11 protein-coding genes are annotated in these 18612 nt (G+C 32.6%); 5 read left to right on the top strand and 6 right to left on the bottom strand.

Annotation, left to right across the window (positions count from 1 at the left end; all coding sequences use genetic code 11):
* Window positions 1-197: 197 nt before the first annotated feature.
* On the bottom strand, window positions 198-7748 hold the full coding sequence (locus B8T70_RS24415) for a SpvB/TcaC N-terminal domain-containing protein (RefSeq protein ID WP_086895047.1): 7551 nt from the start codon (window positions 7746-7748) through the stop codon (window positions 198-200).
* Between the two features lie 692 nt (window positions 7749-8440).
* On the opposite strand from B8T70_RS24415, the gene B8T70_RS12400 reads away from it, so the two are divergent.
* The 4 genes from B8T70_RS12400 to B8T70_RS12385 all read left to right on the top strand — a co-directional run bounded on the left by B8T70_RS12400 (window position 8441) and on the right by B8T70_RS12385 (window position 11402).
* On the top strand, window positions 8441-9016 hold the full coding sequence (locus tag B8T70_RS12400; protein ID WP_086895046.1) for a TetR/AcrR family transcriptional regulator: 576 nt from the start codon (window positions 8441-8443) through the stop codon (window positions 9014-9016).
* A 129-nt stretch (window positions 9017-9145) separates the two neighbouring features.
* Window positions 9146-9448 (top strand): hypothetical protein, encoded by a 303-nt coding sequence (locus B8T70_RS12395; protein WP_052259462.1) that lies wholly within the window; start codon window positions 9146-9148, stop codon window positions 9446-9448.
* Between the two features lie 51 nt (window positions 9449-9499).
* The gene (locus B8T70_RS12390; RefSeq protein ID WP_086895045.1) at window positions 9500-10540 is read left to right on the top strand and encodes an LLM class flavin-dependent oxidoreductase; all 1041 of its coding nucleotides are present in this window, start codon (window positions 9500-9502) and stop codon (window positions 10538-10540) included.
* 55 nt (window positions 10541-10595) lie between these two features.
* A complete protein-coding gene (locus B8T70_RS12385) occupies window positions 10596-11402 on the top strand; it encodes an alpha/beta hydrolase (protein ID WP_165763209.1) in 807 nt (268 codons plus the stop codon).
* Window positions 11403-11498: 96 nt separating this feature from the next.
* Here the strand turns inward: B8T70_RS12385 and B8T70_RS12380 are convergent, their stop codons facing one another.
* From B8T70_RS12380 to B8T70_RS12365, 4 genes are all read right to left on the bottom strand, one after another.
* Window positions 11499-13199, bottom strand: a complete 1701-nt coding sequence (locus tag B8T70_RS12380) for an amidohydrolase (RefSeq protein ID WP_207621530.1) — start codon at window positions 13197-13199, stop codon at window positions 11499-11501.
* Window positions 13200-13346: 147 nt separating this feature from the next.
* Window positions 13347-14585 carry an MFS transporter gene (locus tag B8T70_RS12375; RefSeq protein WP_086895043.1) on the bottom strand — a complete coding sequence of 413 codons (1239 nt, stop codon included), beginning with the start codon at window positions 14583-14585 and terminating at the stop codon, window positions 13347-13349.
* A gap of 53 nt (window positions 14586-14638) precedes the next feature.
* Window positions 14639-15244 carry a PAS domain-containing protein gene (locus tag B8T70_RS12370; RefSeq protein WP_039114129.1) on the bottom strand — a complete coding sequence of 202 codons (606 nt, stop codon included), beginning with the start codon at window positions 15242-15244 and terminating at the stop codon, window positions 14639-14641.
* 58 nt (window positions 15245-15302) lie between these two features.
* On the bottom strand, window positions 15303-16373 hold the full coding sequence (locus B8T70_RS12365; protein WP_086895042.1) for an exopolyphosphatase: 1071 nt from the start codon (window positions 16371-16373) through the stop codon (window positions 15303-15305).
* A gap of 557 nt (window positions 16374-16930) precedes the next feature.
* Between B8T70_RS12365 and B8T70_RS12360 the strand changes: the two genes are divergently transcribed.
* Window positions 16931-17314 carry a hypothetical protein gene (locus B8T70_RS12360; protein ID WP_039114132.1) on the top strand — a complete coding sequence of 128 codons (384 nt, stop codon included), beginning with the start codon at window positions 16931-16933 and terminating at the stop codon, window positions 17312-17314.
* A gap of 144 nt (window positions 17315-17458) precedes the next feature.
* Here B8T70_RS12360 and B8T70_RS12355 read toward each other — a convergent pair whose 3' ends face one another.
* A complete protein-coding gene (locus B8T70_RS12355; protein ID WP_086895041.1) occupies window positions 17459-18289 on the bottom strand; it encodes a Sir2 family NAD-dependent protein deacetylase in 831 nt (276 codons plus the stop codon).
* Between the last annotated feature and the right edge of the window lie 323 nt (window positions 18290-18612).

The raw sequence follows: 18612 nt of genomic DNA, 5'->3' as shown, positions 1-18612 counted from the left end.
AATTTTTAAATGGTTAATAAATGTTTTGCTAAAAAGTTTAAGGTCATTACATTCTTTATTTTTTTTTGATTGATACACAAAATGAACTATAAAGAATGGATTGTCTTTTTGTTTAATTCAAAAAATAATTATGATTCTATTAATAGCTTTGCATTTAGTTTAAATAATTTAGAATATTAAATTCAATATCTTTAAGTTTATCTTCCCACTAATGTTATGCTTGATGGATCAAAACATATCCCTAAACTTTCTTCGAATGCACTTAATGCTGAACTCAATGTACTATTTGGAGGCATAAAATGTCCACTACTATTAGAAATATCAAGTCCAATTGATCCGTTTGCAATATTAGCTTCACCAGCACTTATAATGGCTTGATTTTCAGCAAGAACAGCATGAGAAATTTCAACTCCTTCAACTGTATGAGGAGCAACAATTAACTGCCCTTCTTCAGTTAGAACCCATTTAATATTTCCAACGTCTGATGCTAAAGTAGCTGATTCTATGGTTTCAGCTGTGGCAATTTCTGGTCTAACGCCAACACTTTCAGCAGCAGCTAATTCTTCAGGTAATCTTTCAGGTAATTGATTCTGTAATCGACTACTTCTACTGCCAGAAGAACTTCCTCTACTGGTTGAGGAACTACTTCTATTATCAGATTCATTTGAACCTCCATTTCCACTCATCGACATGAGTATAGGCCCTGCAGTTGCTGTAATTGCTCCAGGAGCAGCAGACACTACTGCTGGAATTGCTGGTGCTGCTCCAGTTACAAGTGCCCCTTCTGCTAAGACCATGCCCGGAATAGCAAAAGATTCGGCAGTTTCAGTCATTAGAGTAGAAGTTGGACCAGCTGCAGCGCCAACAACAATCCCTCCTAAGGCCATGCCCATTTGTCTATCTGCCTGTGCAGGAGTTATTTCATTATTAAATAAATCTCTTTGTCTAGCAGATTGAACAACAGTTACAGTAGTTACTGCAACACCAGCAACAACTAAACCTGTTGCGACAGAAGCAGGTATAGTAATAGGGGCAGTCGCAATTACAGCAGCAACTACAAGACCAGTTCCAATGCCTATTGCAATACCTTCTAAGAAATCCCATCCATCTGTTCCTGCTTTATCATTTTTTATAATAAGGTTGCCATTACAATAGGCATACAAATTCACGCCATCCCCAATCCCAATAGGATCACTACTCATCCACCTGCCTAACCAGGGCAAATAATACCGGGCACTGTGATACTCCAACCCAGTTTCCTCATCACGCTCCATGCCTGTATAACGATAGCGTTTAGCTGCCGCTTTAATAGATGCATTTATAGCTTGATATGCGGTTGTTCCATAGGGATGATACTCTTCGTAAGAGATAATATCACCAGTTTCGTTAAGTTCTAAGGCAGAAGATCCTAAATGATTATATAACTGGTAACGTGTAGTAAATTCAATCGATGTTCTGCCAAAGGGAATGCCCAAAATATATTTAGGTTTAGTTTCCATATCTACCATTACAAAACGATGCCCTTTATCTATTAAACTCAAACTAATTCTTTCTAATCCGGCATCGGCACCACTATGCTTTTTATACAATTCATAACCCGATACATAAATGCGTTCGTTTTTTAATGTTGGTGTTTCTCCTTCGTTGGCAGTGTTCTCTGTTATTTTTCTAATACGTTGTCCTTGTCCGTCGTATTGATAATACGTCGTTTCCGGTGTACCGCCATCGGTACGTTTTTGTTTAATTGTCTTGATTAATTCTTCTTTGTAGTTCCATCCCATTTCCTGCAAATGAGGTAATGTGGTTATGAAACCGTGCTGTACATGATGTGGGTAAGTAAACATTTCACTACCTACCTGTGTCATTTTTAAACGATTATTACTGGTTTCGTAGGTATACTCGCGTGTCCAATTATTACCCGCTGCAACATGTTTCATCTGCATCATATTCCCTACTTTATCGTAACGATAGTTTTGAGTATAATTTCGAACTGCCATTGGGTCACCAGGATTTAATTGGTGCATAAAAGGAGTATCATTCCAATTGTCTTGCCCATTGAGTGTTAGTGCAGCATTATTTTCTCTCCCGCTTGCTGTTATTAATCGATATAATGCATCATAGGTATATTCTGAAATACCCGTCACTTTTTGGTTATTAAAAAATACAACAGGTATATTTCTGTCTTCTATATGGGTAATATTCCCAACTGGATCGTAAGTATAAAACCAATCTTGCAAAGGGGTATTATTCTGTTTACTTTCCAAACGTTTTAAATGAAACGTTTCTTTATCGTAATAAAACTTAGTGGTTACATTATTTCCGTAAACAATTTTATTACGTTGGCCTTTTTCATTGTAATCAATATTCTTGATGTAGGTATTTGATAATACATTATCGGGATGTAATACGCTTTCTCCATCTAATAAACCAGATTCGTTGTAAGAAGGTGTAATAACACTACCGTCAGGCGCAATTTGTTTTGTAATACGTCCCAATGCATCGGTATCTGTAATAAAAGTAAAAGATTGATTTTCTAAATCATCGACTAAATTATCATCGATCCAATTGGCGACTTCTTTATATTTTTTAAAAAGTGTTCTTTTTGTACTTGTTGGTTTACCTTGAAAATTATAGCTTGGTGTTTCCATTACACCAGCTGTATCATAATGTTTCCAAACCTGTCCCTTTAAATTTTTGAGTTGCGCATTAGGTTGGGTTTCTCCATAAATTATTTTATCAAATATGTGATTTAAACTAACATCTCCATCGCCTCCTAGAATTTTATTATATAAGGGTCTTTGTAGTGTATCGTAAAAATATTGAAATTCATGATTGCGTTCGTCCCAAGTGCGTAACGGTTTACCTAAAATATTTATTAATAACCAACGTTGCCCAGCATCCATACTTTGTTGATATACTTTGCTACCCAGCATATCATGTTTATAGCGCATTACTATATTACCACGTGCATCGGTTACGTAATGCAGGTTTCCTTCGGTATCTAATTTTACACGTGTATATTGCAATTCGTCGACACCTGTTACTCCATTTTTATTATTTTCAATTGACAGAATTGGTCTTCCTAATGTGTCATAATACTGAACGCTAGGAGTATCTGCGTGCTTTTCGGCTTTTAATGCTGCTTGTTGTTCTTTTAAGTCATTGATAAATTCCGGATGTGCATTATTGGTTCTTTTTTTATACCATTCACTTTCCAATACACAATCGTTAGGATCATACATACTTACTTTCCAACTATCAAAAATAACTTTTGACAATGTACCGTTTGGCATTTCTGTTTTTATCAATCGTCCAACTGCATCGTAATACATGATGGCTGTTACTCCGGTTTCAACCAATTCTTTTAGATCTTCAAACTGATGCGTTGTCGAAAAATAAGGTTCATATTGTTTTACAGCATTACCTTTGTTGTTTTTGATGGTTCTGCCGTTGCCAATCCAACGAAGTTGTTTAGGTAGACTTGCTGATGTATCTGTTTCCGAAATAGTAATAGTATTATCCGGAAGCACAATAACATTTTTGGCAAGTCCAGGTTCTGCCTGTACTTTCTTCATTATTACTTCTCCTAAACCATTAGAGTATTCAAAGCCGATTTGAACAGGTGAATTGTTGTTTTGTTTATAATGTTGCTCTCTACTTATTGACGCTACTACAGCAGGTTTACCAAAATTGATATAAGTATCAAAATCATAGACAAATCTTGACGTTGCTTTATTCAATAAGTCTTTCCCAATATTGGTTAAATCTACAGAATCGGAAGCCTGAAAGAAGTTATTAATCAGTATTAATTCGGCTGCATCTGTTATTTCGGTTAAATCGGTCAATTCATCCGCTTCATTTCCCTTACCCATTATTGCAACAGCTTTTATCAAACCTAATTCATCTGTTATTGCTTCTGATAAGTTAGTATTTATATCACTCATTCGTTGAGGCGATAGTGTTCGGAAATTGAATAGCATTACTTTAGTAATATTGCCTATTGCATCTTCGGTTTCTTCTATAAACAGAAAATAATTCCCATAGTATTTTACTTTTGTTAGGGCTCCATAAGGATCTGTGTAAGATATTGGGACATAAAATCTTTTGCTTGCATCTATCACAGCTTCTACATCTGCTAGAAATTGTATCGTACCAGAACGTACCCACCAATTAGCATCTTCTAAACCACTTTCATTTAATGCATGCGAAAACTTGCCTTCTAACATTAAATTTTGTAGTGCCCAATCATCTGTTTTTTCATGGTAAATATGTTGCAATAAATCGGGAGTATATGCCAACTGATAACTCTCAAACGGCATGGCTAAGGATTCTAATTTATACAAAGCCAAGGCACTTTTCAGATCATTGCTTCTGTAAATCGTTTTTGTGTGTTCTATCAATCGCTTTTGCGATAAACCAGGAACTGTTGGTTTATCTATTTCATGATATAAAGCTGTTGCTGATTTTACTTCAGTGAGTATTTCATCAAAATCATTGGGTATATAAAATGCATTTGCTTTTGGCACATCTTTTAGTTCATATGTTTTGGATTCTGAAGGCAATCGCAATCGAAGTGTATCAGCATTAATGACATCATTTGTAAACTGATTTTGTGTATAGATAATAACAGTTTTATTTTGCTCTTGCTGTGTTTCGACAGGAAGAGTTACATCAGTTAACAATCGCGGGTAGACAACCGCAGCAGACTCTAATACATTACCATATTTATCTAGCTTAATGTTTAAATTATGAGCAATTCTTGGATCTTCTGGGTTACGTTCGTAGTTATACGTTATAGCTTCATTTTCTTTAACTATAAAAATAGCATGTTTGTTTTTTCCTTTGGGCTGTAGTAATTCAATAACATAATTATGTGAAGCTACAGAAAAAGGAATAAGCTCTTTTCTTTTTGCTTCAGCTGTGTTTTCAAAATTAATAGCATCTTTTGCAAAAATTTCAGAGCGTAAACTCATGCCTTTACAGGCTCGGAGTGCCTCACACCATTCTTGAGCAGAAAGGTGATTAAGTATAGTTGGTTGAACCTCGGGAGCGGCTATCAATCGGGCATCTTGCAGGGGAATTTCATGATGAATAACATCAAATCCATTGCGAGACATTTCTTCATACCAGTATTCTTTCGAAAATTGAGTCAGAATTTTATCCTTTTCTAAAAAAGCCCCGGTATGATTCCAGGTTTTAGAAACGACTGGCTCCTGATGCAATGATTTTTCTACAATGTTAGTGGCATTACTCTTTTTCCAATGTTCAAAACTCTCGGCATCAATTTGTTCTACCATGCCAAAACCTCTAAACTCCATTTCTGAATGATCATAATAGCCATGATGGTATTTGTATTCGCTTACAAATTTGTAGCCTGATATTTTGTCTTCGGTGGTGGTTTTGGAAACACAATGTACGGGGAAATGCAATTTAGTTATCCAAGGCTTTCCTGCCAACTTATCTTCGATGTAAAATTTAGTCGAGGGTGTATATTCTAATGATACTTCTTTCCCAAAATTGTTTTTATAGGAAACCATGATGTGTGGTTTCTTACTGTTCATTAGGTCAATATACTTTAATGGAGAGGGAGTGTTTTTTGATAATATGCTGGACCATACAATACACGCAACGCCATTGCCTAATAAATCGGTTACAGTAATTTTAGCATGGGAATGGATTTCTGGAAAGGAGTCTATTTCAAACGGAGTTGTACTAAAACGGTTGCCACTTAGGTTTTTCCAGCAAGTAAATTTGTTTTTACCCAAATAGATGATGTCTGTTGTTCCAGAACCATCAATATCTGCGAGTTTTATAAAGGAAGGGTTAAAATCGTTCTCACTATCAAAAATTGGTGGATTATCCAATGCTACTTTTGCACCAAATTTTCCGTAACCCATATTTGGCCAATAACAGATCTCATCATTTCGAATCCTTAAAATGTCAGTCATACCATCACCTGACATATCAGCTAAATAAATTGTTTGCTTTGCATCGGCAAAAACAATATGCGGGCCAGCTTCTTCGTCAAACGATTTAGGTGTTCTTTGTGCAGCTGAAAAACCATTTCTACCTTCAGAAGCATACCATGTAAAAACCTGATCTTCTGAAATAACTACTTCGGGTTTACCATCGCCATTCAGATCCAGCATTCGAGTATTAGGATCGTTAAAATCAATATTTGGAATCGCCTTAAACGAGCGGAATCCCTGCCATGCATTATCGTCATCCAATTCAAAATAACCTTTAGGTTCGGTATTGAAACTGACTAGTTGTTTACCACCATCTGCATCTAAATCTACTAGTTGCATCCTACTACCCAATCCTGAAAAAGCGGGTTTAGGAGAGACTAATTTTGCATGTTCAAATTTTCCATCTCCCAGATTGTGTTTATAATACCATCCATTGGCTTGTTCTGTTAGAATACCCGACAATCCTTCATTAAATAAATCGGTAAATTGATATTGCTGTTCATCCAAGCCTGATGGTGCATGAGCTAAATTTCCTGCATCTATGGATTTAACAATATCATTCCATTCATGCCTTTGATAGTCGAACTCTATAGGAGGGATCTTTTTAGAAGAATAGGAACCATCCCCTTTTTTAATATAGCCGATTGAAGTTATGGATTTAAGAAATGTAAAATCCTGCTCCGTTGCAAGGTCATATCCTATATTGAGGGATTTTACCAAACCTTCGTATTCATTGGAATTGGTAAAATGATGAAATAGTAATATCCTGTTGCATAACCTTGTCGTTCTAATTTCGAATCCCGATTTGTAATCTGAAAAAGCATCCAATCTGAAAGTCCAATCTTTTATTTTATTGAAAGGTGCGACATCATTATACTCTCCATAATCGAAAACTGTTGAAAACAAATAATCAGATTCACTTGAGAATGCATCACCAAATTTTTTGTAGGGTGTTTTATTACCATACAAAACTTTTTCTAGATAAAGATTGGTGTACGTAATTTTACCGTCTTTAAATCGATTTTTGTTATGCAATAAGGAATCATCAAAACCAATCTCATTTTCTTTCTTATAAATATATTGAGTGCAGTTTCCTTTATCATCAAATACAAATTCAGGAAACCATTCAAAAATTTTTGTCAGGTCTTTTGGATTTGAAATAATAGAATCATTAGTCCATCCAAAAAGAGTCGTAACGTTATCTCTTGAAATTACCCGCCATTTAATTCTTCCAGTCGCCTTTTCCGTCCAGCGTTCAATGCGAGCAAAAAGACCTTCAATTCTGGGTTTATAATTTCTTATAATAAATAGTCCGTCAGATGAGATTCTTTCGTGTATAATATAGTCTTCATTAACATCTAACTGAAAACTTCCATCCGGATCTTTTGTAAATTCAGGAACTAAATCCTCCGCACCCGAAAATAGAAAAGTATCCGAATCAATCAAATCAAGATATTGAGGCAGTCCTTTGTCTGTTTTACGCTTAATTGATCCTAAACTTAGCCCCCAACCTAATCCAAAAATACCATTACCGGTACCTGAATTATAAGAAAGACTTAATGAAGGCGATGTACCCCTTGCAGATGAAAACGGAAGTTGAATTGAAAATGAAGATGTGCCATTTACAGCGTTAACAGTAAACTTTTCATCAATTCCCTTTAAAGCGCCACCTCCTTTTGGTAAAGAAATTGATGGAACCTCTATTGCATTGGATTTAGTTTTTCCTCCATCAGTTTGGAGAAATTCATTGTTAGAGTTTTTTTTAGTCTGTTCTTTCATTTCTTATTATTTAATGCGTTGAGGCAAAAGCAAATGAGGGTAACTTTATCGACTTGTAGGTGAGATTACAACACTTTATACTTTACTAATGTGTTGTCTTGGCTGTTCAATTTATTGTCATTGATTCTTATATAATTCTCTAATGACAAATAATACACTGATTATATGTTATTTATCTAATAAAAATGATAAAAATCACAAGGGTTAAATGGTTTAAAAAAAGTTCTTTAAGAAGAAGAAGTCTAAGTCCTGCTATTAAACCAAAAAAATTACCTTATTGGGATATATGTTTTATTAACTCCATAAAAATTAGATGGTTAGTTCCTGTATTAAAAACAAGTCCAATAAAGAAACAAACTATTGATAACTAAGCAATTACCAAATTTAAAAAAAGAAAATTATATACTATCACGTAAAAATACCTGTTTTAATATCTTCGTAGATTATGTTAATGAGCAGTTTAAAAAAGTAATTATCGTCTTCTATTTATCATTTTTAAATGATGCAAAAAAAATCCTTCAAGAGAGCTTTATTAAAGCATAAGTAATTGACAAATTAGCTCTTAAAACCAGCAACAGTATTGAGAGAAGTTCTGCTTAAAATTATAAACAGAATCAATGCTAGCTGTGAAGCGCTAAATATTTTTAATTTATATTAGAATAGTCGTTCTAATTACATAACTTTGCCGCATTATGTCAAGAAATAAACAATTTAACCCAGTAGAAAAACTAGTAAAAGCTAGAGATCTTTTTTGGAAAAAAGGATATCATGTGACTTCTATACAGGATTTGGTAGACCAAATGCAAGTTAATAGAAGAAGTATGTATGACACTTATGGAGATAAACATGAGTTGTTTATTCAAAGTCTTGAAAGCTATGCAATCGAAACATATGGTGAATTTAATAGCATTGCTCAATTAGAAAAATCACCCAAAAAAGCCATAGAAGGCATTATATCAAAAGCAATTGAACGTTCGTTTGAAAAGGAGAAAATTTGTATGATTGTTAAATCCTCATTTGAGTTAGCTCCGCTAGATCAAAGCATGAGAGATTTACTAAGACAACACACTCAAAGACTAATTATAATTTTTCAGAATCTAATTATAAAAGCACAGGAAGCTGGTGAGATTTCAACAGAAAAAAATGCATTAAAATCGGCTCAATTTATTGTTGGAAGCTTTGCAGGACTTTGGCAAATGCAGTCTTTATTTAATGATAGAATCATGGTCGAAGCAATGGCAGAACGTATTTTGGAAAGTTTAAAATGATATTTATGTAATTAATAATCAAAGCATATTAGCTTATTTAATGGAGAAAAACAATCTCCATATTTTTTTGATTTAAAATAGAACGATCGTTCTAATAAGTGATATTTAAAAATAATAATAGTAATAATAATGGAAGAAAATAATAAAATAGTAGTTAGCTACATCTTAAAGCATCAACAAGACAAAAATCTCGATAGCATTTCAGAGATTTTGGAGGATAACAAATTCTGGCAAATTTTCCCTTCTCCTAATGTAGAAGTTCTGAGTTGGAATGTATTGGTTGGTCTTGGACATTTAATCACGCTTAGATTTGCTCCATCCCAATTACGAGAAGTAAATCTTGCCATCGAAAAGGGAGCTTGGGGTGCCTTTAATTCCGAAGCATATCTAACGTATGATTACTTGGAGGTATGGAAACAAAAAAGAGGATAATACAGTAATAAATCTTACTTAACAGCATTTTTAAAAATAATAATACTTTATATGGAATTAGGAATTAGCCTTTTTGGGGACTTACATGTTAACCCTACTACTGGCAAAATACAATCTGCGCAAGTGCGCTTACAAGAATTAATTGAAGAAATAAAACTTGCTGATGAAGTAGGTTTAGATCTTGCGGGAATTGGGGAACATCATCGAAAAGAATATGCGGTATCAAGTCCTGAGATTGTACTTGCAGCTGCAGCGACAGTAACAAAGAATATAAAATTAACTAGTTCTGTGACTGTTTTAAGCTCTTCGGATCCCGTTAAATTGTATCAGAATTTTGCATTGGTCGATTTGCTTTCTAATGGTAGGGCTGAACTGATGGCTGGCAGAGGAAGCTTTACAGAATCTTTTCCTTTATTCGGTTATGACCTGAAAGATTATAATCTTTTATATGAGGAAAAATTAGACTTGTTACTTCGAATCAATGCCGAAGAAAAGATTACTTGGAGGGGAGAATTCCGTCCAGATTTGCAAGATCAGCTGGTGCTTCCCAGAGCAGTTAATAATAGCCTAAAAGTCTGGGTTGCTGCTGGAGGAACTCCCGCGTCTGTAGAACGGGCAGGTCGTTTGGGATTGCCATTAGTTTTTGCAATTGTAGCAGGAACTCCTTTAATTAACTTTAAACCTCTTTTTGAGTTTTATAAAGAGACTTATTTAGCATTTGGTCATGATATGTCCAAATTTCAAGTGGGTATGTTTTCTCATTCGCTATTTGGTAATGATGCTAATGACATAGCAAAATATTACTTCCCATTATATGCTGCTCAAATGGATAGGATAGGAAAAACCAGAGGATGGTCACCTTTTAGTCAAAACCAATTTGATTATGGAAGATCAAGAGAAGCTGCCCTTTTTGTAGGAGATGAAAACCAAGCTATCGATAAAATATTGTATTCACATGAACTATACAGAATGACTCGTTTTACAGCTCATATGGATGTAGGAGCGCCTTCTCATAGTCATATCATGAAATCTATTGAAATATTTGGGACAAAAATTGCTCCTAAAGTAAGAGCTGCATTAGCAAATAAATAATACGTAATTATAAAAAATGGAAACAATTAAAAGAGTTAATCTCTGGAATAACAATATGCCAACAAATAGTGGTTTAATCGGTGATGAAATTTTGCATCCTAATGAGGTTATTGAAATCAGTAATATTACACAAACGGAGATTATTATCTATTCTCCTACCCCTTCCTTAAATACTGGAAGGGCAATTATTATTTGTCCAGGTGGCGCTTATGCTGGTTTAGCAATTACGCCTCAAGGATATGATTTTGCAGAATGGTTATCCTCAATTGGTATTATGGCAATCGTATTAAAGTATAGAATGCCAAACGCAAACAAAGAAATTCCTCTCGATGATGTTAAGGAGGCAATACGCTATGTACGTAGAAATTCAAAAACATTAAATTTAGATGATAACAAAATAGGTATAGCTGGGTTTTCTGCCGGAGGACATCTTGCAGCATTAGTCTCTACCTTATCCTCTAAAAATGGTATGGAATACCGCCCAGACTTTTCTATTTTGTTTTATCCGGTTATTACCATGAATAGTAATACACAAATAAATACTAGAGAAAATCTTTTAGGAAATCAACCATCAATAGAGGATATCGAAGCATTTTCTTGTGAAAACCAAGTGTCTGTAAATACCCCGCGTACATTGATATTGACAAGTAATGACGATACCATTGTTTCTCCCATTAATAGCATAATGTATTATGAAGCACTTAGAAACAATGGGATAGATTCAAGTTTATTTATATTTCCTCAGGGAGATCACGGTTGGGGAATTAAAGGAGTTAATATGTTTGGAAACAAATTTCAATACATAGAACAGGCAAAGGATTTAATAACAAATTGGATTATGAATCTGACAGAAGCAAAATAATTTGAAGCCAATAGAATTTTCAAAATAAATTTCAATACAAAAAAAACTCCAAAATCAAATGACTTTGGAGTTTTGTTTTTATATATTCTTAACTAATCATTTTCCGAAAATAGTTTTCCCTTCTTTAATAGTTTCAACTACGTTGATACCTTTTATATCCATAGCGGCTACTTTAATAGGGTTTTTATCCAGAACCACAAGATCTGCCAGTTTTCCAACTTTAAGAGAACCTTTATTATTTTCTTCAAAATATTGATATGCCGCATTAGTTGTAATAGCTTGCAAAGCCTGGTAAGGAGAAATTCTTTGGTCAGCTCCTATAACAACTCCATCTCTGGAAATACGATTTACCGCAGACCAAATAACAAACATCTGATTTATTGGCACCACATTAAAATCAGTATGATTTGTTGGACGAAGTCCTTTATCAAGTGCAGTTTTAAAAGGACTTATAAAAAATGCCTGATCCTTACCTCTGTTCTTAATATGTGTATCAGCAAAAAAGTATGTATGTTCAGTATAAAATGACGGGATTAATTTGTACTCAACAAATTTATCTAATTGATCTTCTCGGGCAAATTGAGCATGGACAATAATTGTTCTTCGCTCTTTTGTTGGATTTCCAGCCGAAGCAAATTCATGAGCTTTAATACACATATCAATTGCCGCATCTCCATTGGCATGAAATCCTGATTGCAAACCTGCATCATAAATACGTTTTAATAGTTTATTACCTTCATCCTGATTAAATGAGGGTTGTCCACACCAATTTGTCTCTCCTCCCGGACCTCCTGTTAAATATGGAGTTGTAAAATATGCTGTTCTCCCTTGTGGCGAACCATCAATCGTAATTTTTATACCACCTAATTTAAAATGGTTATTATATTTCCCAAAGACTTTAGGCGGATACACTTTAAATAAAGTATCCATTTCTGTAAACAACGGATATGAAATAACATCAATAAACAATTTACCTTCTTTGGCACCTCGATCTAACATTGTAACCTCGTCCATGTGTGTGGCTCCTTCTTGCGCTGTTGTTATTCCCGCGGCTGCATAAAACATTTGTCCTTCTTTTAATTGAGAAAGCTGTGTTTCTATAGATGGTTTTGGCATTGCCGCAAAAATAGGGAGATATGACATTTCCATAATCAGCCCATAAGGCTCATTTGTGCCTGGTTTTCTAACGATTATACCTCCAGGAACAGTTGGCGTTTTGTCATTTATATTATATATAGCCATCGATTTAGAATTCAATACTACACCATGCATAGAAACATGAATTACCATCACTGGGTTATTTGGAAATGCATTATCTAGATCATCTCTATTCAATAATCTTCCATTAGGCATAGCATTATCATCATAACCATAACCAATTATTGTTTCACCATCAGGGATTTTTTTATCCTCTTTCAGTTTTTTTAATGCCTTAATAATCCCTTCCACACTATTTGCTTCTCCTGCAGGAGCTGGTTGACAATTAGCTTGGGAATTCATGGCCAGAGAGCTCATAAAATGACTGTGCGGATCAATAAATCCAGGCAATAATGTTTTACCTTTCAAATCTCTCATTTCAGTATTGCTTCCTTTTAATTTTTCAGCTTCAGCTTTAGAACCAACAAATAAAATCTTCCCACTTTTTACAGCGATTGCTTCTACGTATTGAGCCTGATCTCCTTCCATTGTGATTATATCACCGCCAAAATAAATAAGGTCTGCTGGATTTTCAACTTCTTTTTTACAACTTATTAAAGTCGTGATTAACAGTAATACTAATATTATTTCTTTTTTCATTTTAAAGTATTTTACATTACTACACATAAGTAAATTAAAATAATTAAAACCAAAGTTGTACGCGTAGTTTTACGTGTTTTGTAAAATGTTCCTTATAAATTTTTAAATTCCATTTAATTTAATGGATTGCAAAATCCAGAAAATTTATTACTTAAAAAAAGAAACCACAATGTCTTCTTTTACCTTTTTTTGCTCTTTTTTAACCACTAAATAAATTAAATAAGTAATAAAAGCTGTAGCAAATGCAAGTATATAATTAAACATCCAATTTGTATTGTAATCGTAATTTTGAATAATTGTTAAACCTGTTTTAGAGCTAAATACATGAGCAAAACCATAACTCATTTGAAAAGTTGACATAAATATCCCTTCTAGGTTTTTATGGCTTCTATTCATAACAAAACCACTAGCAAAAGCAAAAGTTAGCATGTTTCCAAAAGACATTAAAAACATAAAGATCCAAAATACCCATGCCTGATGTACTAAGAACAGCATGAGATATGAAGTTCCTATTAATAGTAATCCTATCATTATAGCAACCAGATCAGTGATTTTATTCTTTTGAACAAAATTTACCACCACCATTTCAAATAAGACAAATATAACTCCGCTAAAACCAAGGAACATTCCGCTATCAAATTCTGTTAAATGATATGCTTCTTTATGATAAATGGGTACAATAGAAAAAACCTGAAAATAGAGATATCCTGTTACTAAAGCAATTATCCAATTCATTACAAAAGGAAAATCTTTTAGCGGTGCAAATTTATCCTGATTTACAGTATTCATTTCAAGTTTATATAATAGCTTCTTTTCTTTTACAAAAATGACAAAAATTACTATAGAAATAATAGAAGTTAAACCATCTACAATAAACAAGGTATTATACTCTGAATTTATAATTAGTAGTCCTCCTAAAACAGGACCAACGACAAGACCAACATTGGTTGCCATTCTTAATAATGATAAGGCTCGCAGTCGTGAATCGTTATTTACGTAACTATTTAGACTTACCATCATTGCAGGCCTGTACATATCTGCTATTGCCGTTAAAAGAAAAATGGAAAGACATAATAGTTCAAAAGTTTTTACAAATTGCAGTGAAAGAAGGATTATTCCACTAGAAAACAAACTAAAAACCATGACCTTGTACGCCCCAAAAATATCAGATAATTTTCCACTGAAGAAAGTTCCGAATAAAGATCCTATTCCAAAACAAACCATAACCCAACCTATTTCTGAGTAACTTAAGTTTAATTCGTCTTTAAAATATTTAGATAAAAAAGGAACTACTACAGCTCCTATTCTATTTACCAGAGTAATTAGGGCTAGAATCCATATTTCTCTTGGGAAATTTTTAAAATTCCCTAAATAACGGTTAAGCATTTTCAAAAATATTTAGTTGGGGCATATATTTTTTTGAGTACTTTAAAGAAGTACTAATTTCCAAAGAACCTACCAAAGAAACTTTTTTTAGTTTCTTCAATTTCCTCAGTAGATGACTCTAATTTAATTTGTTCATTTAAATCATCCATCATCAATTTTGTAATCAATTCTACATAATCAAGATTATGATCTTCAAGATAACCAGTTAAGTATTTTTCACTTGCCTCTATTCCGCTAACTTGTTCGATTTTAGATAGTTTTTTATACAAATCTTCGATTTTTTCTACTACTCCAGCCGAAATAGCTTTACGGCGAGCAATATATTTCGTGATTTTTGCATCTTCATTTACTATATAATCAAAATCAGTAATTACCCAGTAATATTCTCCAGATTTAGCTAAATTTTTAATGATACCGTGAAACTTTCTTCCCATCTTAATATTATCCCATAAGACTTTAAAGATCACTTTAGGCATATCGGGATGACGAATAATATTATGTGGCTGACCTACCAATTCAGATTCATCATATCCTGAAACTTTAGAAAAAGTGTCGTTTACGTACTCTAAAGTTCCGTACAAGTCTGCCTTACTTACAATAGTTTTGGTAGTATCCCATTTAACTTCTTTATCAATTGGGGTTGGACATATTTTATCCATAAAATTTCAATTTATTTGGGTTTTAGTAAATAACTCATTAAATATGAGTTCGTTGTATTTAGTAGATTTTTTTTACTCTTTTAGAACGATCAGCAATATAAGATATTAACCATGCTATTTGTCCTTCTTTTGCAAAATACAATTTTTTATTGTTAATATCAGGAAAGGCTTCCAAGCTAACCAATAAGATATTACTACCTGAAATTAAGTATTTTTGCGAGTATGTTTCTAGTACTTTTTTGACTTCATTATCTGTTTTTGCCAGATCCTCAAATTTTTTGAAATTGTTTTTTAAGATAGCATCATAGTTTATAACATCTTCAAGTTTAAACTGATTGTATGTTTCTTTAGTAGCACCTTTATACAAAGTATAAAATGCCCAAACAGCTCCACCAGACAAATAGACTTTATCTTTATCTAAAGCCTGAGGGCTAGACTTGTACATCGCATTTACCTGCTCTCTTAAGATTGGCAAGAAGCTGAATGATTTAGAGTTGAATTCATCAATATCTTGACTACGAGCTATTTTTTTTACACTTTCTGTAAGGGTTACACTGCCGTAATTAAGGGATAATGGGAAAAATACAAAAGTGTTATTGTTACTAACATCTACATAACCACCTTTAGTATTACCTCCACCTATGTCTAGTATTATAGAATTTTTATAATCAACAGGAGGAATACAACCTTTTAGAAGCATTTTCCCTTCCATTTGTACTTCAATATACTCAAGATCTTTACCTGTGGCAGCTTTTACTTTATCGGTAAGAATTTGAGTGTTTTGAGCCATAGCCACTCCAGAAGAACCTACTATAAAAATGTTTTCATCAGGGACTTTCATAGTCGTCTTCATTTTGTTGTAGTTAGCTGTAATAACTGCAATAGCTCTATCAATATCAACTAGTGCCATATTTCCATCTATAGAAATACCTTTTGCTATAGCTACATTTTCTGTCCAAAATGATTTGACAGTGAAGTCTCCTCTTTTAATGTTGTAAACATCAATAACTGACATTTTAATTCCTTTACTTCCAATTTCAATTCCAGCAAAAATATTTTCTTGTGAAAAAAGTATTGGTGTAATAAAAAATAAAAGAAATAGTGTAAAATACAATTTTAGATTTTTCATAGGTTAAGTTTTATTTGTCTCGGGTTGACATTTAAAATCCCGTAATTTATTATAGTGATTTAGTAATGCAGAAATATCATATCTTTTGAGAATGAAAAAAGAAAGATTTTTAAGTTAGTTGTAAAGCAAATTTTAGGATGTCACTTTCATCGTAATTGCTAGTGTTTTTGGGCTGCGAAGCTACAAAAAAAAATCAGCATACCTCAATTTTTAAAGAATAAAATGTAAGATTTCATCTGAATATTTCTTTAATTATTTAGTATATAATTCGTTAGTGATTTTTTTTAATGTTAGATAAATATAATTTACCTCTTAATGTGATTTACAGTTTAATACAATTTCAGCATTACATTAATCATAAGAATTTAACTATATTTCAAGCCGTTCTTAAATTAATAAAACAAAGATGTGAATTGTAAGTAATTTTACTATGTTTTTTATGTGTTTAATGTACTCAGCCTTTCAGTTATTATATTAATAACTATTTAGAAGAATAAAAAAGGTTTTGTAGTATTTGAAGCAGAAAAAAATTAAATTTGCTTCTTAAATTTTTATAGATGTCAGATTTTTTAAAATTATTCGGAGAAAATATATCTAGGGAAATGCCCGGATTTGTAGCTTTGAGTGTTATTGATGTGAAAAGTGGAAATCTATATTATTCAAAAAAAATCAATGATAGCTTTAATATAGAAGTAGCATCAAAATTTGCATTAGAAATGATTCGAGCTCAGTTAAATGCTAATGATTTTCTAAAACTGAATCAAAGCATAGACGATATTACTATAACATTAACGAATCAGTATCAGTTTTTAAAAATTTCGAAAAATAATAGTTACTTTATTTACTTAATTGCCGATTCTTCAAAAGCAAATTTAACTTTTACAAAAGCCATTCTGAATAAACAAATATCAGAGATTTCTAGTATGTTTCATGCTGAATAAAAAACTAATTATATCTGCTTAAAAACACACTAAATGTAGGTTATAGGTTTTAATACCAACAAGCTGATATCTTCTATTTAATTATCAATTTCTGTATTATATTAGAAATAGTTGTTTAAATGTTATGTAACAACATAGAATTCTTTATTCTGTAATTATATTCTGCAATACTTCTCTTATTGTTTTTAGAGTTTGGGTTGAAGTTTCGCGAATGATAATCTTATTTTTCTTGTCTTTAATTAGCATGGTAAATAAATTATCTTCTGTATTAATATCAACGATTGTTCCTCCGTATTTTAATGTTGTTTCTGCAATTGCCATTGGTAAATTTGTTGCTCCTGATGTTCCAACAATAAAAAGGATACCTGAATTTTTAGCTATTTTTAAGGAACTAAATTTTTTGTTTGTTTTTTCATCATAGCGCTCATCAAACCATAAAATATTTGGTCTCATCCAGCTACCACAATTTTTACATTTAAGTAATTCGATATCTTTTTCCGTTAAATCTTCGTCTATGTCTTTGCCTTTAATTTCTGTGGGAAGGTATTCTATTTCTTTGCAACCGTTTGAACATTTAATTTCTCTGGTTTTTCCGTGTATTTCATAAATTTTCTTTGTTCCTGCATGTCTGTGCAAATCGTCTATGTTTTGAGTTATTAAATGAAACTTATCTTGCAAAAGGTTCTCAATTTCTACTATTTCATGATGACTTTCATTTGGTTTGGCATTTTCGAACATTTTTTTTCTAAAAAGGGAGTACTGCCAAACTTCTTCGGGATTTTCTTTAAAATATTTAAAGGTTCCAAATTCTTCCGGTTTATGAAATTTAGTTCCTTTTACCCATATTCCATCTACTCCTCTATATGTAGGTATACCGCTATCGGCAGAAATTCCCGCACCCGTTAAAAATGTAAATAAGTTTCTATTTTTTTTATGATAAACTTGCCTTATTATTTCAGTAAGTTGCTTTTTCATTTTTTAATTCTCTAAATTTTTATTAGACCATAAGCTTTACTCCTAGTTTCAAAGTAATCTAAGACTACTTAGCTTATTCAAATGAATTACTTTACAGGAAAATAGATAAATAGAAACGCTATAATTATTCTAATTTTTCATCCACTTGTATGTACGAAAATAAGATATTTTATTTCTTTTTCTATCTAAACTTCAGCTTAAAAGAAAATGTATTGTAAATAAATATTTGACTTTATAAACAGATTGTTTAGGGCTGTAAATTTTAAAACCTCCAAAATCAATAGACTTTGGAGGTTTTTAGTTTGATAATTTTTATTTATCAT

The organism is Flavobacterium sp. AJR (assembly GCF_002156885.1).
Taxonomy (GTDB): Bacteria; Bacteroidota; Bacteroidia; order Flavobacteriales; family Flavobacteriaceae; genus Flavobacterium.
This window is presented reverse-complemented; position numbering and strand designations above follow the sequence as displayed.